The organism is Pseudomonas sp. NPDC079367 (genome assembly GCF_044542195.1).
GTDB lineage: Bacteria > Pseudomonadota > Gammaproteobacteria > Pseudomonadales > Pseudomonadaceae > Aquipseudomonas.
Genome location: NZ_JBITTW010000001.1, coordinates 55334 through 74394 on the forward strand (window position 1 = coordinate 55334; position 19061 = coordinate 74394).

Annotated in this window: 12 protein-coding genes; 11 read left to right on the forward strand and 1 reads right to left on the reverse strand. The window is 61.2% G+C overall.

Annotation, left to right across the window (positions count from 1 at the left end; translation table 11 throughout):
* The first annotated feature begins 7 nt into the window (after nucleotides 1-7).
* From ACIGDJ_RS00215 to ACIGDJ_RS00265, 11 genes are all read left to right on the forward strand, one after another.
* Nucleotides 8-1414, forward strand: coding sequence for an NAD(P)/FAD-dependent oxidoreductase (locus ACIGDJ_RS00215; RefSeq protein WP_397478101.1), 1407 nt, complete (start codon nucleotides 8-10; stop codon nucleotides 1412-1414).
* 31 nt (nucleotides 1415-1445) lie between these two features.
* Nucleotides 1446-1790 (forward strand): cupin domain-containing protein, encoded by a 345-nt coding sequence (locus ACIGDJ_RS00220; protein ID WP_101160392.1) that lies wholly within the window; start codon nucleotides 1446-1448, stop codon nucleotides 1788-1790.
* Between the two features lie 55 nt (nucleotides 1791-1845).
* A complete protein-coding gene (locus tag ACIGDJ_RS00225) occupies nucleotides 1846-2931 on the forward strand; it encodes a polyamine ABC transporter substrate-binding protein (protein ID WP_397478102.1) in 1086 nt (361 codons plus the stop codon).
* Between the two features lie 456 nt (nucleotides 2932-3387).
* A complete protein-coding gene (locus tag ACIGDJ_RS00230; RefSeq protein WP_397478103.1) occupies nucleotides 3388-4833 on the forward strand; it encodes a serralysin family metalloprotease in 1446 nt (481 codons plus the stop codon).
* Nucleotides 4834-4924: 91 nt separating this feature from the next.
* A complete protein-coding gene (locus tag ACIGDJ_RS00235) occupies nucleotides 4925-5347 on the forward strand; it encodes an AprI/Inh family metalloprotease inhibitor (protein ID WP_157830919.1) in 423 nt (140 codons plus the stop codon).
* A 180-nt stretch (nucleotides 5348-5527) separates the two neighbouring features.
* A complete protein-coding gene (locus ACIGDJ_RS00240; protein WP_313001354.1) occupies nucleotides 5528-7300 on the forward strand; it encodes a type I secretion system permease/ATPase in 1773 nt (590 codons plus the stop codon).
* On the forward strand, nucleotides 7297-8646 hold the full coding sequence (locus tag ACIGDJ_RS00245; protein ID WP_397478104.1) for an HlyD family type I secretion periplasmic adaptor subunit: 1350 nt from the start codon (nucleotides 7297-7299) through the stop codon (nucleotides 8644-8646). Before ACIGDJ_RS00240 ends, ACIGDJ_RS00245 begins: the two co-directional genes overlap by 4 nt.
* Before the next feature lie 2 nt (nucleotides 8647-8648).
* A complete protein-coding gene (locus ACIGDJ_RS00250) occupies nucleotides 8649-10019 on the forward strand; it encodes a TolC family outer membrane protein (protein ID WP_101160381.1) in 1371 nt (456 codons plus the stop codon).
* 63 nt (nucleotides 10020-10082) lie between these two features.
* Nucleotides 10083-13028, forward strand: a complete 2946-nt coding sequence (locus ACIGDJ_RS00255; RefSeq protein ID WP_397478105.1) for an autotransporter domain-containing protein — start codon at nucleotides 10083-10085, stop codon at nucleotides 13026-13028.
* Nucleotides 13029-13067: 39 nt separating this feature from the next.
* Nucleotides 13068-16145, forward strand: a complete 3078-nt coding sequence (locus ACIGDJ_RS00260; protein WP_397478106.1) for an autotransporter domain-containing protein — start codon at nucleotides 13068-13070, stop codon at nucleotides 16143-16145.
* A gap of 679 nt (nucleotides 16146-16824) precedes the next feature.
* Nucleotides 16825-18678, forward strand: a complete 1854-nt coding sequence (locus ACIGDJ_RS00265; protein WP_397504512.1) for a polyurethanase — start codon at nucleotides 16825-16827, stop codon at nucleotides 18676-18678.
* A gap of 115 nt (nucleotides 18679-18793) precedes the next feature.
* Here ACIGDJ_RS00265 and ACIGDJ_RS00270 read toward each other — a convergent pair whose 3' ends face one another.
* Nucleotides 18794-19018 (reverse strand): YgdI/YgdR family lipoprotein, encoded by a 225-nt coding sequence (locus ACIGDJ_RS00270; RefSeq protein WP_016774830.1) that lies wholly within the window; start codon nucleotides 19016-19018, stop codon nucleotides 18794-18796.
* Nucleotides 19019-19061: the final 43 nt, after the last annotated feature.

Sequence of the window (19061 nt, forward strand, 5' to 3'; positions counted from 1 at the left end):
GTCTGGCATGTCGGCGTGGCGCACGATCAGTTTATGGATGGATCAGCTCGATGAGCCCCTACTGGCGCGGCCTGCGCTGGAGCGGGACCTGGATGTCGACGTAGCAATCATCGGCGCCGGTTATACCGGATTGTGGACGGCGTACTACCTGAAGAAACACGCGCCTGGCCTGGATATCGCCATCGTCGAGGCGCAAACCGCCGGCTTCGGTGCATCCGGACGCAATGGCGGTTGGCTGATGGGCAATCTGCTCGGCGAGGATCGTCTGCTGGCAGCATTATCGCCAGAGCAGCGCCGCGCTTCGTACGACCTGCTGCACAACATCCCGGACGAAGTTGAGATCGTCCTCGAACGCGAACGCATCGACTGCGATTACCGTAAGGGCGGGGTGCTTTATTGTGCGGCGCGCTATCCCGAGCAGGAGGCGGTGTTGCGCGAATACCTGAGCAAGCTGCACGCTCAGGGTCTGACCGACAACGATTACCGCTGGCTCAGCCCCGAGCAGTTGGCTCAGCAGATCCGTGTGGCGAAACCCTACGGCGGAATCTTTGCCCCTCACGTGGCGACCATTCACCCGGCGAAACTGGTGCGTGGCCTGGCGCGGACCGTGCAGAACATGGGCGTGAAAATCTACGAAAACAGCCCGGTCATTCAATGGCAATCCGGCAGTTTGCGCACCGCCAAGGCCAGCGTGCGCAGCCGCTGGATCGTCCCGGCCGTGGAAGGTTACTCGGTGACGTTGCCGCCACTCGGTCGCTACCAGTTGCCGGTGCAAAGCCTGATCGTCGCCACCGAGCCGCTGTCTGCTGCGACCTGGGACGAAATTGGTCTCAATCGCGGGCAGGCCTTCAGTGAGTTCAGCCGTCAGGTCACCTATGGCCAACGCAGTGCCGACAACCGCCTGATTTTCGGCGCCCGTGGCGGTTATCAGTTCGCTGGCAAGCTGCGCCATGACTTCAACCTGACCCGTGACGAGGTCGAGTTGCGCCGCTATCTGTTCGGCGAACTGTTCCCGCCACTGAAAAATGTGCAGATCACCCACGCCTGGGGCGGCAACCTCGGCATGTCGCGGCATTTCAAACCGCACATGCTCTGCGATCGCGCCAACGGCATCGCCCTATCGGGCGGCTACGGCGGCGAGGGCGTCGGTGCCAGCAATCTCGGCGGCCGGACGCTGGCCGATCTGATTCTCGAGCGCGACAGCGAGCTGACCCAACAACCGTGGGTGCTGCCTGACGGCGGCATTCACGCGCTCCGTGCCTGGGAGCCGGAGCCATGCCGCTGGCTCGGTTACAACGCGATCATCAAAAGCTTCGTGCATGAAGACCAGACGCTGGCCAATCCGGCGACCGCACCGTGGCGGCGCAAGCTCGCCAGCCGTGTCGCCGGGTTCATGGAAGGTTTCATGCACTAAACGCCGTTTCCCTCAATAAACAGGTCACGCCATGAGCATCACCCAATTCAAGAACACTGCCACGCTCGAGCTTGAGGAATCCAACCCGGTCGCCGTCCCCCTCGGCGAGCCCGTCGCAATTGCTTCGACCACCAGCGTCGAGCGCGACGACGGCGTTGAAACCGGCGTCTGGGAATGCACCCCCGGTCGCTGGCGCCGGCAGATCACCGCGCAGGAGTTCTGCCATTTCATTTCCGGGCGCTGCACGTTCACCCCCGACGGCGGCGGCGAAACCCTTCACATACAAGGCGGCGACGCACTGATGTTGCCGGCCAACACGCTCGGAATCTGGGATATCCAGCAAACCGTGCGCAAGAGCTACGTGCTGATTTTCTGATTGTTTGATCCTTTGATTGCCTGCCAACAAAAAAAGCCCATACAGGAATCGCCCCATGATCCAGAAAACCCTCGCATTGGCGCCGCTGCTGCTGGCCGCTTCCGTCAGTCACGCGGCCGAGACGGTCAAGGTCTACAACTGGTCCGACTACATTGCCCCGGACACCACAAAGAACTTCCAGAAAGACACGGGTATCGGCGTCACCTATGACGTCTACGACAGCAACGAAACCCTCGACGGCAAGTTGATGACCGGCAAATCCGGTTACGACGTGGTTTTTCCGTCGAACCACTTCATGGCGCGGCAGATTCAGGGTGGGGCGCTGAAGAAACTCGACAAGAGTCAGTTGCCGAACTGGAAGAATCTAAACCCGGCGCTGCTCAAGGCCTTGCAGACCAACGACCCCAACAACGAGCACGGCTTCCCGTATCTTTGGGGCAGCACCGGTATCGGCTACAACATTGCCAAGGTCAAAGCGGTGCTGGGCGACAACGCGCCGGTGAATTCCTGGGATCTGATCTTCAAACCCGAATACATGGAAAAACTGCAGAAGTGCGGCGTGGCGATCCTCGACAACGGCCCGGAACTGCTACCGGCGGCGCTCAACTACCTCGGCCTGCCACACCACAGCAAGAATCCCGACGACTACAAGAAAGCCGAAGCGCTGCTGATGAAAGTGCGTCCGTACGTCAGCTATTTTCATTCCTCGAAATACACCAGCGACCTGGCCAACGGCGACATCTGCGTCGCGGTTGGTTTTTCCGGCGACATCCTCCAGGCCGAAAACCGCGCCAGGGAAGCCAGGAACGGCGTCGAGATCGGTTATGCGATTCCCAAGGAGGGCGCTGCGATCTGGTTCGACATGGTCGCCATGCCCGTCGACGCACCGGACGAAAAGGCCGGCTACGCCTTCATGAACTACCTGCTGCGCCCGGACGTCATGGCCGGCATCACCAATTACGTGCATTACGCCAATGGCAACGAACAAGCCGACAAACTGATCGACCCGGCGATCAAGAATGACACCAAGGTTTACCCGAGCCCGGAAATGATGGGCAAGCTGTTTGCGCTGGAGGCGATGCCGTTGAATATCGACCGGATTCGTACGCGGGTGTGGAACAAGATTCGTACCGGTAGCTGAACCTCCGTCCTCTGTAGGAGCTGACGAGTGCAACGAGGCTGCGATCTCTTGATCTTGATCTTAAAAAGGTCAAAGTCAAAAGATCGCAGCCTCGTTGCACTCGTCAGCTCCTACAGTCCGAATAAAGTCATGGAGTTGATATCAAAGCACTGGCACCGCAGCTTGAAAGTGTGACTTGCCCGACAAATCAAAACTTACTGATATTTAATATTTAAATAGAAAATCTTCAGGCAAATCCTGCTATCCCACCAACTAAAAACATTCTTTCCTCGCCGCACGCTTTGTTTACGGCAGTTTCCTGACACCGCCAAATTGGATCGCAAAAAAATCCTTTACGACAGATTTCAAATTGTGTCAGGTTCGTTACGCCTTCATTGGGCGAGTGATAGGACGATCTCGCCAAAGATCGTCCTGTCGGACAAAAACTGTTCCATTGCTAAACAAGGAAGTGTGTTTATGTCGAAAGTTAAAACCAACGCTATTGATAGCGCCGAACAGGCTTTCCAGCTGGCCGCCTTCAGCTCGGCTTACAACCAGATCAATAGCTTCAGCCATCAGTACGACCGTGGCGGTAACCTCACAGTCAATGGCAAACCCTCGTATACCGTCGACCAGGCGGCTACGCAATTGCTGCGTGATGGTGCTGCCTACCAGGACAAGGACGGCAGCGGCACGATCGAGCTGACCTATACGTTCCTGACGTCGGCCTCGAACAGCACAATGAACAAGCACGGGATCAGCGGATTCAGTCAGTTCAGCGCGCAGCAGCAAACCCAGGCCAAGCTCGCCATGCAATCCTGGGCCGACGTTGCCAATGTCACCTTCACCGAGCGAGCCTCGGGTGGCGACGGGCACATGACCTTCGGCAACTACAGCGGTGGCCAGGACGGCGCTGCGGCGTTTGCCTATCTGCCGGGCACCGGCGCTGGTTATGACGGTACTTCGTGGTACCTGATCAACAGCGGTTATACCCAGAACAAGAACCCGGATCTGAACAACTACGGTCGTCAGACCCTGACCCACGAAATCGGCCATACCCTGGGCCTTGCTCACCCTGGCGACTACAACGCAGGCAATGGCAACCCGACCTACAACGACGCAACTTACGGCCAGGACACTCGTGGCTACAGCGTCATGAGTTACTGGAGCGAGAGCAACACCAACCAGAACTTCAGCAAGGGCGGCATCGAAGCTTATTCGTCCGGCCCGCTGATGGATGACATCGCGGCGATCCAGAAACTCTACGGCGCCAACACCACGACCCGCACCGGCGACACCACCTACGGCTTCAACTCCAATACCGGCCGTGATTTCCTCAGCGCTTCATCATCGAGCGACAAAGTGGTCTTCTCGGTGTGGGACGCCGGCGGCAAGGACACCCTGGATTTCTCCGGTTTCACCCAAAACCAGAAGATCAACCTCAATGGCGCTTCGTTCTCCGACGTGGGCGGTATGGTCGGCAACGTATCGATTGCCAAGGGCGCAGTCATCGAGAACGCGATTGGCGGTTCGGGCAGTGATCTGTTGATCGGCAACAGCGTGGCCAACGAGCTGAAGGGCGGTGCCGGTAACGACATCCTCTACGGCGCAGGCGGTGCCGACAAACTGTGGGGCGGTGCCGGTTCGGACACCTTTGTGTTCGCGGCCAGTTCGGATTCCAAGCCGGGTGCGATCGATCAGATTCTCGATTTCGTCAGCGGTCTCGACAAAATCGATCTGACCGGCATCACCAACGGCGCTGGCCTGCACTTCGTCAATAGCTTCAGCGGTTCCGCTGGCGATGCAGTGTTGACGTCGTCGGGCGGCAACAGCCTGTTGTCGGTGGATTTCTCCGGGCATGGCGTGGCGGACTTCATCGTCAGCACCGTTGGCCAGGCAGCGACCAGCGACATCGTCGCGTGATGTAAAGGGAAAGCGGCGCCGCGTGCGTCGCTTTCTTCGCTTGCATCGGCCTGATCGCCGGGCAAGGCTACGAGCGGAAGTGAAATTTCCTATGCGTGGATACGTTTTTACTGACACTACGATGGCATGGCTGATGGCAGTCACGCTGATGATGAGCGGAGCGACAAGCATGGCAAGCAGCCTCAGACTCGAAGAACCCTCGGTATTCGCCGGGCGCTGGCAGGCCACATTGACCGGTCACAACGACACGCATGAAGCGCGAACGCTGCAAGACAAGCCGTCGAACACATGCCTGGTCGATCTCGCGCCGAACCAGACTTTGGGTGCAGGCGCCGAGTGCCTGGGCGCGTGGTTGAGCGAAGCGCCGATCGGCTGGTTTCCCGAGCCCGATGGTATTGCCATCACCGGCAAGGAAGGTTCGAGAATCGCTTTCTTCAGCCGCCAGCGTGAAGGCTTGTATACAAGCAGATTGAGTCCGCATTTGCTCATTTTGCTGGAGCGTGTCGAACACTAAGCAACGAATGGAAAGTTGCAGGTAGTTGATATATGGCACTGCCTGCGGGTTATATGCGCGGGGCCCATTTACTTGTTATGAAATTGTAAGCGCTACTTGCTCATCCTCTTTGCAGGCAAGCGCAATATTCAATGGAATGCTCGTTCGGCAATGACGAGACTATGAACTCAGGAAGAATCAATGAAGATGGCGAAGTCTCCTGCCGCTCCGTTAATCAAGGCACTGGGCGACTATAAAAGCATCCTGATCAGCGTTGGTTGTTTCACCGCGCTGATCAACGTGTTGATGCTGGTACCGTCGATCTACATGCTGCAAGTTTATGACCGGGTGCTGTCGTCGCAGAACGAAACCACCCTGGCGATGCTGTCGTTGATGGTGGTCGGATTCTTTGCCTTCATCGGGCTGCTGGAAGTGATCCGCAGCTTCATCGTAATCCGCATCGGCAGCCAGCTGGAGCGACGCTTCAATCTGCGCGTCTATCAAGCCGCGTTTGAACGCAACCTGTTCAAGGGCGAGGGCAACGCCGGGCAAGCGCTGGGCGACCTGACCCACATCCGCCAGTTCGTCACCGGCCCGGCGCTGTTCGCCTTCTTCGATGCGCCATGGTTCCCGGTCTATCTGTTTGTCATCTACTTGTTCAACGTTTGGCTCGGGGTGCTGGCGACGGCGGGGGCGTTGCTGTTGATCGCGCTCGCATGCCTCAACGAATACATGACCAAAAAGCCGCTGGGCGAGGCCGCCGGGTTTTCCCAGCAGTCCAGCCAATTGGCCACCAGCCATTTGCACAACGCCGAAACCATTCAGGCGATGGGCATGCTCGGCTCGCTGCGCACACGCTGGTTTGGCGTGCATTCGCGCTTTCTCGGCTTGCAGAACCAGGCCAGCGATACTGGCGCGGTGATCAGTTCCCTGAGCAAGACGCTGCGTTTGTGCCTGCAATCGTTGGTGCTTGGGCTGGGCGCGCTGCTGGTGATCAAGGGCGACATGACCGCCGGCATGATGATCGCCGGTTCGATCCTGATGGGCCGCGTACTGAGCCCGATCGACCAGTTGATCGCCGTGTGGAAACAGTGGAGCGGGGCGAAGCTGGCTTATCAGCGCCTTGATGCGCTGTTGCAGGCCTTTCCACCCAGCGACGAAGCGATGGCGCTGCCGGCACCGAAAGGTCAGATCACTTTCGAGCAAGTCAGCGCCGGCCCGCCGGGGCAACGTGCGGCGACGCTGCACCTGGTCAATTTCAGTCTAGGTGCCGGCGAAGTGCTTGGCGTGCTCGGCGCCTCAGGCTCGGGCAAATCGACGCTGGCCCGGGTGCTGGTCGGCGTGTGGCCCGTTCTGGGCGGCACGGTGCGTCTGGATGGCGCTGATATCCACCGCTGGAATCGTGATCAGCTCGGTCCCTACATTGGCTACCTGCCGCAAGACATCGAGTTGTTCAGCGGCACCATCGCCGAAAACATTGCGCGTTTCAGCGAAGCCGATTCGCAAAAAGTCGTCACTGCCGCGCAGCAGGCCGGCGTCCACGAGATGATCCTGCGTCTGCCGCTGGGGTATGACACGCAACTGGGCGAGGACGGCAGCGGCTTGTCCGGTGGCCAGAAGCAACGTGTGGCCCTGGCCCGCGCGCTGTACGGCACGCCAAGCCTGGTGGTGCTGGATGAACCCAATTCCAACCTCGACACCGTCGGTGAAGCCGCACTGGCCAGTGCTATTGCGCAACTCAAGGCTCAGGGCACCACGGTGATCCTGGTCACGCATCGCTCTTCGGTATTGGCTCAGGCGGACAAACTGCTGGTGCTCAACGATGGGCGCTTGCAGGCATTCGGCCCGAGTCAGGATGTGCTCAAGGCACTTTCCGGCCAGCACGAACAGCAGCGCGAGAAAGCTGCACAGGCACCGGGCGGGCTCAGTATGAGCAGGCAATATCAGCCCTCGACAAGGAATTCGGGCGTATGAGCAGGGCCAGCATGAACACGCAAAACGAAGCGAGCATGGAACATGCCTACGTCGCTGAACGTCCGGAACGCGACGCGAAATACTTCGTGCGCATGGGCTGGATTCTGGCCATCGTCGGCGCTGGCAGTTTCTTCACCTGGGCGGCACTGGCGCCGCTGGATCAGGGCATCGCGGTGCAGGGCACCGTGGTGGTCTCGGGCAAGCGCAAGGCCGTGCAATCGATGAGCAGCGGCGTGGTCAGCCGGATTCTGGTGCGCGAAGGCCAGACCGTGAAGCAGGGCCAGCCGCTGTTCCGCCTCGACCAGACGCAGGTCGCCGCCGACGTGCAGTCGCTGCAGGCGCAATACCGGATGGCCTGGGCCAGCCTCGCGCGCTGGCAGGCCGAACGCGACAACCTCAAGCAAGTAAGCTTTCCCGCCGAGTTGAGCAATGATGCTGACCCGCGTCTGGCGCTGGTGCTGGAAGGCCAGCGTCAGCTGTTCAGCAGCCGCCGCGAAGCGTTTTCCCGTGAACAAGCGGCACTGCGCACCAATATCGAAGGCGCCACTGCGCAACTGGCTGGCATGCGCCGCGCGCGCAGTGACCTCAATGCCCAGGCCAGTTCCTTGCAGCAACAACTGCGCAACCTGCAACCGCTGGCTGACAACGGCTACATCCCGCGCAACCGCTTGATGGATTACCAGCGGCAACTGTCGCAGGTGCAGCAGCAATTGGCAGAAAACACTGGCGAAAGCGGGCGCGTGGAGCAGGGCATTCTTGAGTCGCGCCTCAAGCTGCAGCAGCACGGCGAGGAATACCAGAAGGAAGTGCGCACGCAACTGGCCGACGCGCAACTGAAAAGCGTGACCCTGTCCGAGCAACTGACCTCCGCCGGTTTCGACCTGCAACACAGCGAAATCCTCGCCACGGCCGATGGCGTAGCGGTCAACCTCAGTGTGCACACCGAGGGCGCCGTCGTGCGCCAGGGCGAAACCCTGCTGGAGATCGTTCCCCAAGGCACCACGCTGGAAGTGGAAGGGCACTTGCCGGTCAACCTGATCGACAAGGTCGGCACGCATCTGCCGGTGGACATTCTTTTTACCGCGTTCAACCAGAGCAAAACCCCGCGCGTGCCCGGCGAAGTCAGCCTGATTGCCGCTGACCAGATGATCGATGAGAAAAGCGGCGTGCCGTATTACGTGTTGCGCAGCAGCGTCAGCGATCAGGCGATGGAAAAGCTCAACGGGCTGGTGATCAAGCCCGGCATGCCGGCGGAGATGTTCGTGCGCACGGGGGAGCGGTCACTCCTCAACTACCTGTTCAAACCGCTGCTCGATCGCGCCGGTTCTGCGTTGACCGAGGAATAAGGATGTTCGGCTGTATGACTAAGCTTTCAATGTTGGGGGCCGTGGTGCTGCTGCTCGCGAGTCACTCGGCAGTCGCCGCCATGGGGCCGTTCGAGATTTACGAACAGGCGTTGCGCAATGATCCGGTGTTTCTCGGCGCAATCAAGGAACGTGATGCCGGCCTTGAAAACCGCGTGATTGGACGCGCCGGGCTGTTGCCTCGGATCGGCTACAGCTACAACAAGGGTCGCAACTCGTCCAAGGCTACGTCTCTGGATGATCGTGCGCGCAACCGCACCGATGAGCGCAACTACAACAGTTACGGCTCGGCGCTGACGGTCCAGCAACCGCTGCTCGATTACGAGGCTTACGCGGCCTATCGCAAAGGTGTGGCGCAGTCGTTGTTTGCCGACGAAGCCTTTCGCGGCAAGAGTCAGGAACTGTTGGTGCGCGTGCTGGACAACTACACCAAAGCCTTGTTCGCCCAGGACCAGATCGACATTGCCCAGGCGAAGAAGAAGGCCTACGAGCAACAGTTCCAGCAGAACGAACACATGTTCAAGCAGGGCGAGGGCACGCGCACCGATATTCTCGAAGCCGAGTCACGCTATGAGCTGGCGACTGCCGAGGAAATCGAAGCGCGCAATGAACAGGACGCTGCCTTGCGCGAACTGGGGGCGCTGGTCGGCGTGCCGGCGGTCGACATCGGCGACCTGGCGCCGCTTGGTCAGCAATTTCAGACCTTCACCCTGCAACCGGCCAACTTCGACACCTGGCATGAACTGGCGATCAGCAACAACCCGAACCTCGCTTCGCAGCGTCAGGCCGTGGAAGTGGCGCGCTATGAAGTCGAGCGCAACCGCGCCGGGCATCTGCCGAAAGTCAGTGCCTACGCCTCGATGCGCGATAACGAGTCCGAGAGCGGCAACACCTACAACCAGCGCTACGAAACCAACACCATCGGCCTGGAAGTCAGCGTGCCGCTGTACGCCGGCGGCGGGGTGTCGGCTTCGACGCGCCAGGCCAGTCGCACCATGGAACAGGCCGAATACGAACTGGATGGCAAGACCCGCGAAACCTTGATCGAACTGCGCCGACAGTTCAGCGCTTGTCTTTCCGGGGTGAGCAAATTGCGCGCTTACCAGAAGGCGTTGAAGTCCGCCGAGGCGCTGGTGGTCTCGACAAGGCAAAGCATTCTGGGCGGTGAACGCACCAACCTCGACGCGTTGAATGCCGAGCAGCAACTGTTCACCACCCGCCGCGACCTAGCCCGGGCGCGCTATGACTACCTGATGGCGTGGACCAAATTGCATTACTACGCCGGAACCCTGAATGAGCAGGATCTGGCGCGGGTGGATGAGGCATTTGTGGTCGCGCAACGGCCCTCACCCTGACCGAGGGGGAACGGGCGAAACCGCCATTGAACCGGCATAAAACAAAAAACGAGAGTGATGACCATGGACGTACGCATCAAACCGATTTCGCTCGGCACGCTGTTGCTGGTGACCTCGGCCGCGCAGGCGCAATACCTCGAATCCGGCCAGCCCGGCAATCCGGCCAGTTGGCGCAGCGCCGAGTTCCTGCGTGACTGGGGCCTGCAACGCATGCAGGCGGATCAGGCCTACGCTGTCGGCATCACCGGCAAGGGCGTGACAATCGGCGCGCTCGATTCCGGTTTCGATGCCGCCCACCCGGAGTTCTCCGCCGCGCGCTATCACCCGGTCTCCGCCAGCGGCAGCTATGTTGATGGCTCACCGTTCAACGTCGACGGCACGCTCAACCCCAACAACGATTCGCACGGCACCCACGTGGTCGGCACCATGGGCGCTGCGCGTGACGGCAGCGGCATGCACGGCGTGGCTTACAACGCGCAAATCTACGTCGGCAACACCAACAGGAACGACAGTTTCCTCTTCGGCCCCAGTCCTGATCCGCGTTATTTCAAAGCGGTCTACGACAGCCTGACCGACGCTGGCGTGCGGGCAATCAACAACAGCTGGGGCAGTCAGCCGCCGGATGTCAGCTATCGGACCTTGGCGGATCTGCACGCCGCCTACGCTCAGCACTGGAACAAAGGCACTTGGCTTGACGCCGCCGCCGATGTGTCGCGGCGCGGCGTGATCAATGTGTTCAGCGCCGGCAACAGCGGTTACCCGAACGCCAGCGTGCGCTCGGCGCTGCCGTACTTCCAGCCGGATCTGGAAGGCCACTGGCTGGCGGTGTCCGGGCTTGATCAGGGCAATCAGCAAAAGTACAACCAGTGCGGCATCGCCAAGTATTGGTGCATCACCACACCGGGGGCGAAGATTGACAGCACCATTCCCGGCGGCGGCTACGCGATCAAATCCGGCACCTCAATGGCGGCGCCGCACGCGACGGGCGCGTTGGCGCTGGTAATGGAACGCTATCCGTACATGAACAATCAGCAGGCGCTGGAAGTGTTACTGACCACCGCCACCCAGCTCGACGGCTCGGTCACCGATGCGCCGAACGAGCGCGTCGGCTGGGGCGTCGCCAACCTCAACCGAGCGATGCGCGGGCCGGGGCAATTGCTCGGTGCGTTCGATGCCAATCTGGGGGCAGGGCAGCGCGATGTCTGGAGCAACGACATCTCCGACAAGGCGCTGCTCCAGCGCCAGCGCGAAGACCTCGCCGAGCACACCGCCTGGCAGCAAACCCTGCAGGACAAAGGCTGGCAGAACGGCGTTCCGACCGGCACCAGTCAGCAGGACCAGACCGACTACGCGGTCGGCATGCTGCGTGATGCGGCAGCGGCGAACCGGGTGTATCAGGGCAGCCTGATCAAGTCCGGCGCCGGGCAATTGCTGCTCAGCGGCGCAAACACCTATCGCGGCCCGACCACCGTCAACGGCGGTCTGCTGACGGTCAACGGTTCGCTGACCTCAGCGGTCACCGTCAACGACAGCGGCACCCTCGGCGGCTCCGGACGCATCGCCGCGCTGACCGCCAACCGCGGCGGCCGGGTTGCACCGGGCAATTCCATCGGCACCTTGAACGTCGCTGGTGATGTGACACTTGCCCCGGGCTCGACTTACGCCGTCGAGCTATCGCCCACCAGCAGCGACCGCATCGTTGCTGGCGGCGTGGCAACCGTCAGCGGCGCCAGCGTCAGCCTGGCGCTGGAAAACAGCCCGACCCTGCTCAGCAGCGCCGAAGCGCAAAGCCTGCTCGGTCGCCAGTACAACATCCTGCAAGCGGCGGGCGGCGTGCAGGGGCAGTTTGCTGCGGTCGTGCCGAACTACCTGTTCATCGGCGGTACCCTCGATTACGCCGCAACCGGCATTCAGCTGAATATCCAGCGCACCGCGACCAGCTTCGCCAGCGTCGGGCAAACGCCGAACCAGCGTTCGGTGGCGGCGGCAGTCGAAGGTCTGGGCGCCGGCAATTCGGTTTACGAAAGTGTGCTTCGTGCACCGACTCAAGCCTCGGCGCAGCAAGCCTTCCAGCAACTGAGCGGGGAGATTTATCCGGCACTGGGGTCGATGTTGATCAACGACAGCCGCCAGTTGCGTGATGCGGTCGGCGAGCGGCTGCACGATGAATCGGCGACTCGCAGCAACGGCTGGATCAAAGCACTTGGCGCGTGGGGCAGCACCGATTCGGGCCACGACACCGCAGGTTACACCACCTCGATCGGCGGTCTGCTGGCGGGTGTCGACGGCACGCTCGACGAGCAGACTCGCATCGGGCTGGTCACCGGCTACAGCGACAGCTCCTTGAGCATGGGCTCGGGCACGCATTCTTCGGCGACAGTCGACAGCTATCACCTCGGCGCTTACGCCGGGCACGACCTCGGCGCGTGGCGCTTGAGCACCGGCGCGGCGTACAGCTGGCATCGCGGCGATGTGAAGCGCGATCTGCAATACGACGTCGTCAGCGCCAAGCAGAAAGCCAAACTTGATGCGACCACCACTCAGGTGTTTGGCGAGGCGGCGTATCGCTTGCCGCTGCAACCTCTGGCGCTGGAACCGTTCGCCAATTTGACTTACCTGCATCTGGACACCGAAGGCTTTACCGAAAAGGGCGATGCCGCTGCGCTGAAAAGCTCGGGAGACAGGCGCGACGTGGTGTTGAGCACCTTGGGCGTGCGGGCGAGCAAAACCTTCAACCTTACGAACCAACAAGCACTGGACGTCAATGCCCGTCTCGGCTGGCAGCACAGCCTCAGCGATATCGAATCGCAGCAACATTTGCGCTTTGCCACTGGCGGCACGCCGTACGCGGTGGAGAGCTCGGCACTGGTACGCGATGCGGCGCTGGTCGGCGTGCAGGCCAGTCTGGCCCTGAGCAAAGACGTGCGGGTCAACCTTGATTACAACGGCCAACTCGCCAGCCGCGAGAAGCTGCATGGCGTTGGGCTGAGCCTGAACTGGCAGTTCTGACACAGGTTTTTTTCGCAACATCACTAAGGAAGGTCGTGGATGGATAACAACAATACCCCCGCGCAATCGGGTGGCCGCTTTGCCCTGAAAACCCTGACAGTCGCGATGCTCTGTGCCAGTGCGATGGCGCAGGCAGCGCCTTACGTGGAAAACGGCCGCAGCGGCGATCCGTCAAGTTGGCGCAGCAATGAGTTCAAGGCGGACTGGGGCCTGGGCGCGATCGGCGCGGATTACGCTTACGCCGCCGGCTATACCGGCAAAGGCGTGAAACTGGGAATTTTCGATCAGCCGGTCTACGCCGCCCACCCGGAGTTCTCTGGCAGTCACAAAGTCGTCACCCTGGTCACCAGCGGAATCCGCGAATACACCGACCCGTATATCCCGGTGAAGGCCGGCGACGCGTTTGTGTATGACGGTTCACCCTCGGTCGGCTCCAACGGCAAGCTTGGCGCCCACGGCACCCACGTTGGCGGCATCGCGGCGGGCAGTCGCGACGGCGGGGTGATGCACGGCGTCGCATTTGGCGCGCAGATCATCAGCGCCGACAATGGCGACCCAGGGCCTGAAGACGGCATCGTGCGTGGCAACGACGGCGCGGTGTACAAGGCCGGTTGGGATGCGCTGATCGCCAGCGGTGCGCGGATCATCAACAACAGCTGGGGCATCGGCATTACCGATCGCTTCGACCTCGGCGGCCGCGATCCGGCGTATCCGCACTTCACCGTCAACGACGCGCAGTTGCAGTTCAACGAAATCCGCACCTTGCTTGGCACCAAACCCGGCGGCGCCTATGACGGTGCGATTGCCGCCGCACGCAGCGGCATCGTCACCATTTTCGCTGCCGGCAACGATTACAACCTTAATAACCCTGACGCCATCGCCGGCCTCGGCTATTTCGTCCCGGACATCGCGCCGAACTGGATCACCGTCGCCGCATTACAGCAGAACCCGGACACGGCCAGCGCCAATCCGTACGTGATCAGCACGTTCTCCTCGCGTTGCGGCTACACCGCGAGTTACTGCGTCTCCGCGCCGGGCACCAGGATCTACAGCTCGATCATCGAAGGCACCAACGCCGGCAACCTGACCACCAGCTATGCCAACTACAACGGCACCTCGATGGCGGCGCCGCACGTCGCCGGTTCCATCGCGGTGCTGATGGAGCGCTTCCCGTACATGAGCGGCGACCAGGTCGCCAGCGTGTTGCGCACCACCGCCACCGACCTTGGCGCGCCGGGCATCGACGCCTTGTACGGCTGGGGGATGATCAACCTGCGCAAGGCCATCGAAGGCCCGGCGATGTTCGTTACCGAGCAGGACATCCCCGAGCAATTCCGAGTGCAGGGCGCGTACGGCTCCGGCCAGTTCGTCGCCGATCTGCCGGGCATCGGCGCGATCATCGATCAGGGCAAACCGACCGAGCGCGTGTGCAGCGACATCACGTGCGGCCTCGACACCTGGCGCAACGACATCGGTGGTCACGGCGGTCTGACCAAGCAGGGCATCGGCACGCTGGTGCTGACCGGCAACAACACTTACAGCGGCCCGACGCTGGTCAATCAGGGTCGACTGGCCATCAACGGTTCGCTGCAATCGGCGGTCACTGTCAACAACGGCGGCATCCTCGGCGGCAATGGCCGCATCGGCGCGTTGGCGGTGAACAGCGGCGGTACGGTGGCGCCGGGCAATTCCATCGGCACGCTGAATGTGGCGGGTGACGTGACCTTCGCCCCCGGTTCGACCTACGCCGTGGAGCTGTCGCCAACCCGCAGCGATCAGATCGTCGCGGGCGGCAAAGCGTTCATCGACGGCGCCACGGTGAGCCTGTCGCTGGAAAACAGCCCGACCTTGCTCAGCACCGGCGAAGTGCAAAGCCTGCTCGGCACCCGCTACAACATCCTGCAGGCAGCGGGTGGCATTGACGGGCGCTTCGGTCAGGTCTTGCCGGATTACGCGTTCCTTGGTGGCACCCTCGATTACTCGGCGGGCGGCATTCAACTGGCGGTCGGGCGCAACGCAGCGTCGTTCGCCAGTGTCGGTCTGACGCCGAACCAGCGCGCCGTTGGTGCGGCCGCCGAGCGTTTGGGCGCGGGCAATGCGCTGTTCGAGACCCTGTTGCTGTCGCCCAACGCGGCGTCGGCGCAGCAGGCCTTCCAACAGTTGTCCGGCGAGATTCACCCGGCTATCGGCACGCTGCTGATCAACGACAGCCGCTACCTGCGCGAAGCCGTTGGCGAGCGCCTGCGTGAGCGTGATCTGTTCAATGCCGATGCGCCGACGGACGAGCGCAGCAACGTCTGGGTCAAGGTGCTCGGATCGTGGGGCGAGAGCGACGGCGGGCATGACAATGCCGATTCCAACAGCTCGATCGGTGGGCTGCTGGCCGGTGTCGACGGTCTGATCGCTGAAGATACCCGTCTCGGTTTCGTCACCGGTTACAGCGACAGCTCGTTGAGCATGGGCAGCGGCACGCATTCCCAGGCGTCGGTCGACAGCTACCACTTGGGTGCGTATCTGGGGCATGAAATCGACGCGTTGCGCCTGACCGTCGGCGGCGCCTACAGCTGGCATCGCATCGACGTGAAACGTGATCTGCAGTTCGGCGACGTGAGCGGCAAACAGAAAACCAAACGTGACGCGACCACCGCGCAACTGTTCACCGAGGCCGCGTACGATCTGGGCCTGCAACCGATGAACCTGGAGCCATTCGCCAATCTGTCCTACGTACACCTCAACACCGACAGCTTCACCGAGAAGGGTGACGCGGCCGCGCTGAAGGGCGGCGAAGACAACCGCGACGTGGTGCTCTCGACTCTCGGCGTACGCGCCAAGCGCAGCTTCGCCGTATCGGATAAGCATCAGCTGGAACTGGGCGCTAGCCTCGGCTGGCAGCACAACCTGAGCAGCGTCGATGCCGACAGCCATCTGGCCTTCGCCAACGGCAACAGCGCCTTCACCGTGCAGAGTGTGTCGATGGATCGCGACGCCGCTGTGGTCGGCGTGCGCGCCGGGCTGGCGCTCAATCGCGACGTGCGGGTCAACCTCGATTACAACGGTCTGATCGGCTCGAACGAGAAGGATCACGGCGTTGGTCTGACCCTCGACTGGCAGTTCTGAGCGTAACCGGCAGCGCGTCACGGGCTGCCGGTTTTTCCAAGAATAAGGAGCACTGCACGTGGGACTGTGCGAGTACAACAATCCAAATGTGCAGAAGATCCAAATGTGGGAGCGGGCTTGCTCGCGAAAGCGGTGTGTCAGTCGAGAAGGTGCCGTCTGACACTTCGCTTTCGCGAGCAAGCCCGCTCCCACAGGGCCGGCGTACACATGATATTTGAGGGTCATCACGAGATGTAATGAAATGCTCCGGAGCCTTGCGCTCTGGCTGTGAGCTATCTCTGACAATTCCAACAACAAGAGAGGCAATGGCAATGGGTGCATACGACTACAAGAACTTCGGCACCGCCGATTCGACTGGCAGTTCTGAGCGTAACCGGCAGCGCGTCACGGGCTGCCGGTTTTTCCAAAAATAAGGAGCACTGCACGTGGGACTGTGCGAGTACAACAATCCAAATGTGCAGAAGATCCAAATGTGGGAGCGGGCTTGCTCGCGAAAGTGGTGTGTCAGGTCAAGAAGGTGCCGTCTGACACTTCGCTTTCGCGAGCAAGCCCGCTCCCACAGGGCCGACGTGCACATGATATTTGAGGGTCATCACGAGATGTAATGAAATGCTCCGGAGCCTTGCGCTCTGGCTGTGAGCTATCTCTGACAATTCCAACAACAAGAGAGGCAATGGCAATGGGTGTATACGACTACAAGAACTTCGGCACCGCCGATTCCATGGCGATGTTCAGCGATGCCATGGCGATCACGCTGTATTCCTATCACAACCTCGATAACGGCTTCGCTGCCGGTTACCAGCACAACGGCTTCGGCCTCGGCCTGCCGGGGACGCTGGTCACCGCGCTGATTGGCGGCACCGATTCGCAAGGGGTGATCCCCGGGATTCCGTGGAATCCCGACTCGGAAAAACTCGCCCTGGAAGCCGTGCAAAAGGCTGGCTGGACGCCGATCAGCGCCGCGCAATTGGGCTACGACGGTAAAACCGACGCACGTGGGACCTTCTTCGGCGAGAAGGCCGGCTACACCAGCGCGCAAGTGGAAGTCCTCGGCAAGTATGACGCTCAGGGCCACCTCACCGAACTGGGTATAGCCTTTCGCGGCACCAGTGGTCCGCGTGAAATCCTCATCGGCGATTCGATTGGCGACGTGATCAGTGACCTGCTTGCAGCCTTCGGCCCGGCCGATTACGCAAAAAACTACGTCGGCGAAGCCTTCGGCAATCTGCTCGACGATGTGGTCGCATTCGCCCGGTCCAATGGCCTCAGCGGCAACGACGTGCTGGTCAGCGGCCACAGCCTCGGCGGCCTGGCGGTAAACAGCATGGCCGACTTGAGCGGTGACAAGTGGGGTGGGTTCTTTGCTGACTCCAATTACATCGCCTACGCCTCGCCCACCCAAAGCAGTGGTGACAAGGTGCTGAATATCGGTTACGAAAACGACCCGGTGTTTCGTGCCCTCGACGGGTCTACTTTCAGCAGCGCTTCGGTAGGCGTCCACGACGCGCCGCATGCCTCGACCACCGATAACATCGTCAGCTTCAACGATCACTACGCCTCGAGCGCCTGGAACGTGCTGCCGTTTTCGATCCTGAATATTCCGACGTGGATTTCGCACCTGCCCACGGGCTATGGCGACGGCATGACCCGCGTGCTCGAGTCGAAGTTCTATGACCTGACCAGCCGCGACTCGACAATCATTGTCGCCAACCTGTCCGACCCGACGCGGACCAACACGTGGGTGCAGGCGCTCAACCGCAACGCCGAAACCCACAAGGGCAGCACCTTCATCATCGGCAGTGACGGCAACGACCTGATCCAGGGCGGCAGCGGCAATGACTACCTGGAGGGACGCGCCGGCAACGACAACTTCCGTGACAGCGGCGGCTACAACGTCATCCTTGGCGGGCAGGGCAGCAACACCCTCGACTTGCAGCAAACGGTGAAGAACTTGGATTTTGCCAACGACGGCGCCGGCAATCTGTACATCCGCGATGCCAACGGCGGGATCAGCATCACCCGCGACATCGGCAGCATCGTGACCAAAGAGCCGGGTTTTCTCTGGGGCGTATTCAAGGACGACGTGCTGCACAGCGTCACTGCGACGGGTTTGAACGTCGGCGGTAACCTGACCGCTTACGAATCGAGTGTTAAAGGCACGGCCGGTGCCGACACGCTCAAGGCGCATGCGGACGGCGATTGGCTGTTTGGCCTTGAGGGCAATGATCATTTGCTCGGCGGCGCGGGCAATGACGTGTTTGTCGGTGGCGCTGGCAACGACCTGCTGGAATCGGGCGGCGGGGCGGATACTTTTCTGTTCAGCGGCGCGTTCGGCCAGGACCGGGTGGTTGGCTATACGGCCGATGACAAACTGGTGTTTCTCGGCGTGCAGGGTGTGTTGCCGGGGGATGATTTGCGCGCCCATGCCTCAGCGGTCGGGCACGACACCGTGCTGACGTTTGGTGCCGATTCGGTGACCTTGGTCGGCGTGGCGCTGGGGAGTTTGAGCGCCGCCGGGGTCGTTATCGCCTGAGGTTGATGCGGGGCCTGTGCCGGCCCCTTCAAGCCTAAACATACAAGCGAGCCTGCTCGCGAACATCACACGGCATGATCGTTCCCACGCTCCGCGTGGGAACGATCGGCGTGGATCAGTCTTCCTTGCGCACGGTCGCGACTTCATCAGCGCGAACCTTGACCTTGGCTCCGGAAATATCCTCGAACTCATAGAAACCATCTTCGGTCTCGGTCTTCGGCATGTCCTCGGTCAGGTACTGGGTGCCGTTCTGCAGCGTCACCACGGTCTGGGTCGAACAGCCGCCCAGCGCCAACAGGGCTGCAACCGCTACAGGAATACCCAGCATCTTGATTTTCATACCCACCTCTGACTCCTTGCTTGAATGTGATTGCGGGCATTGT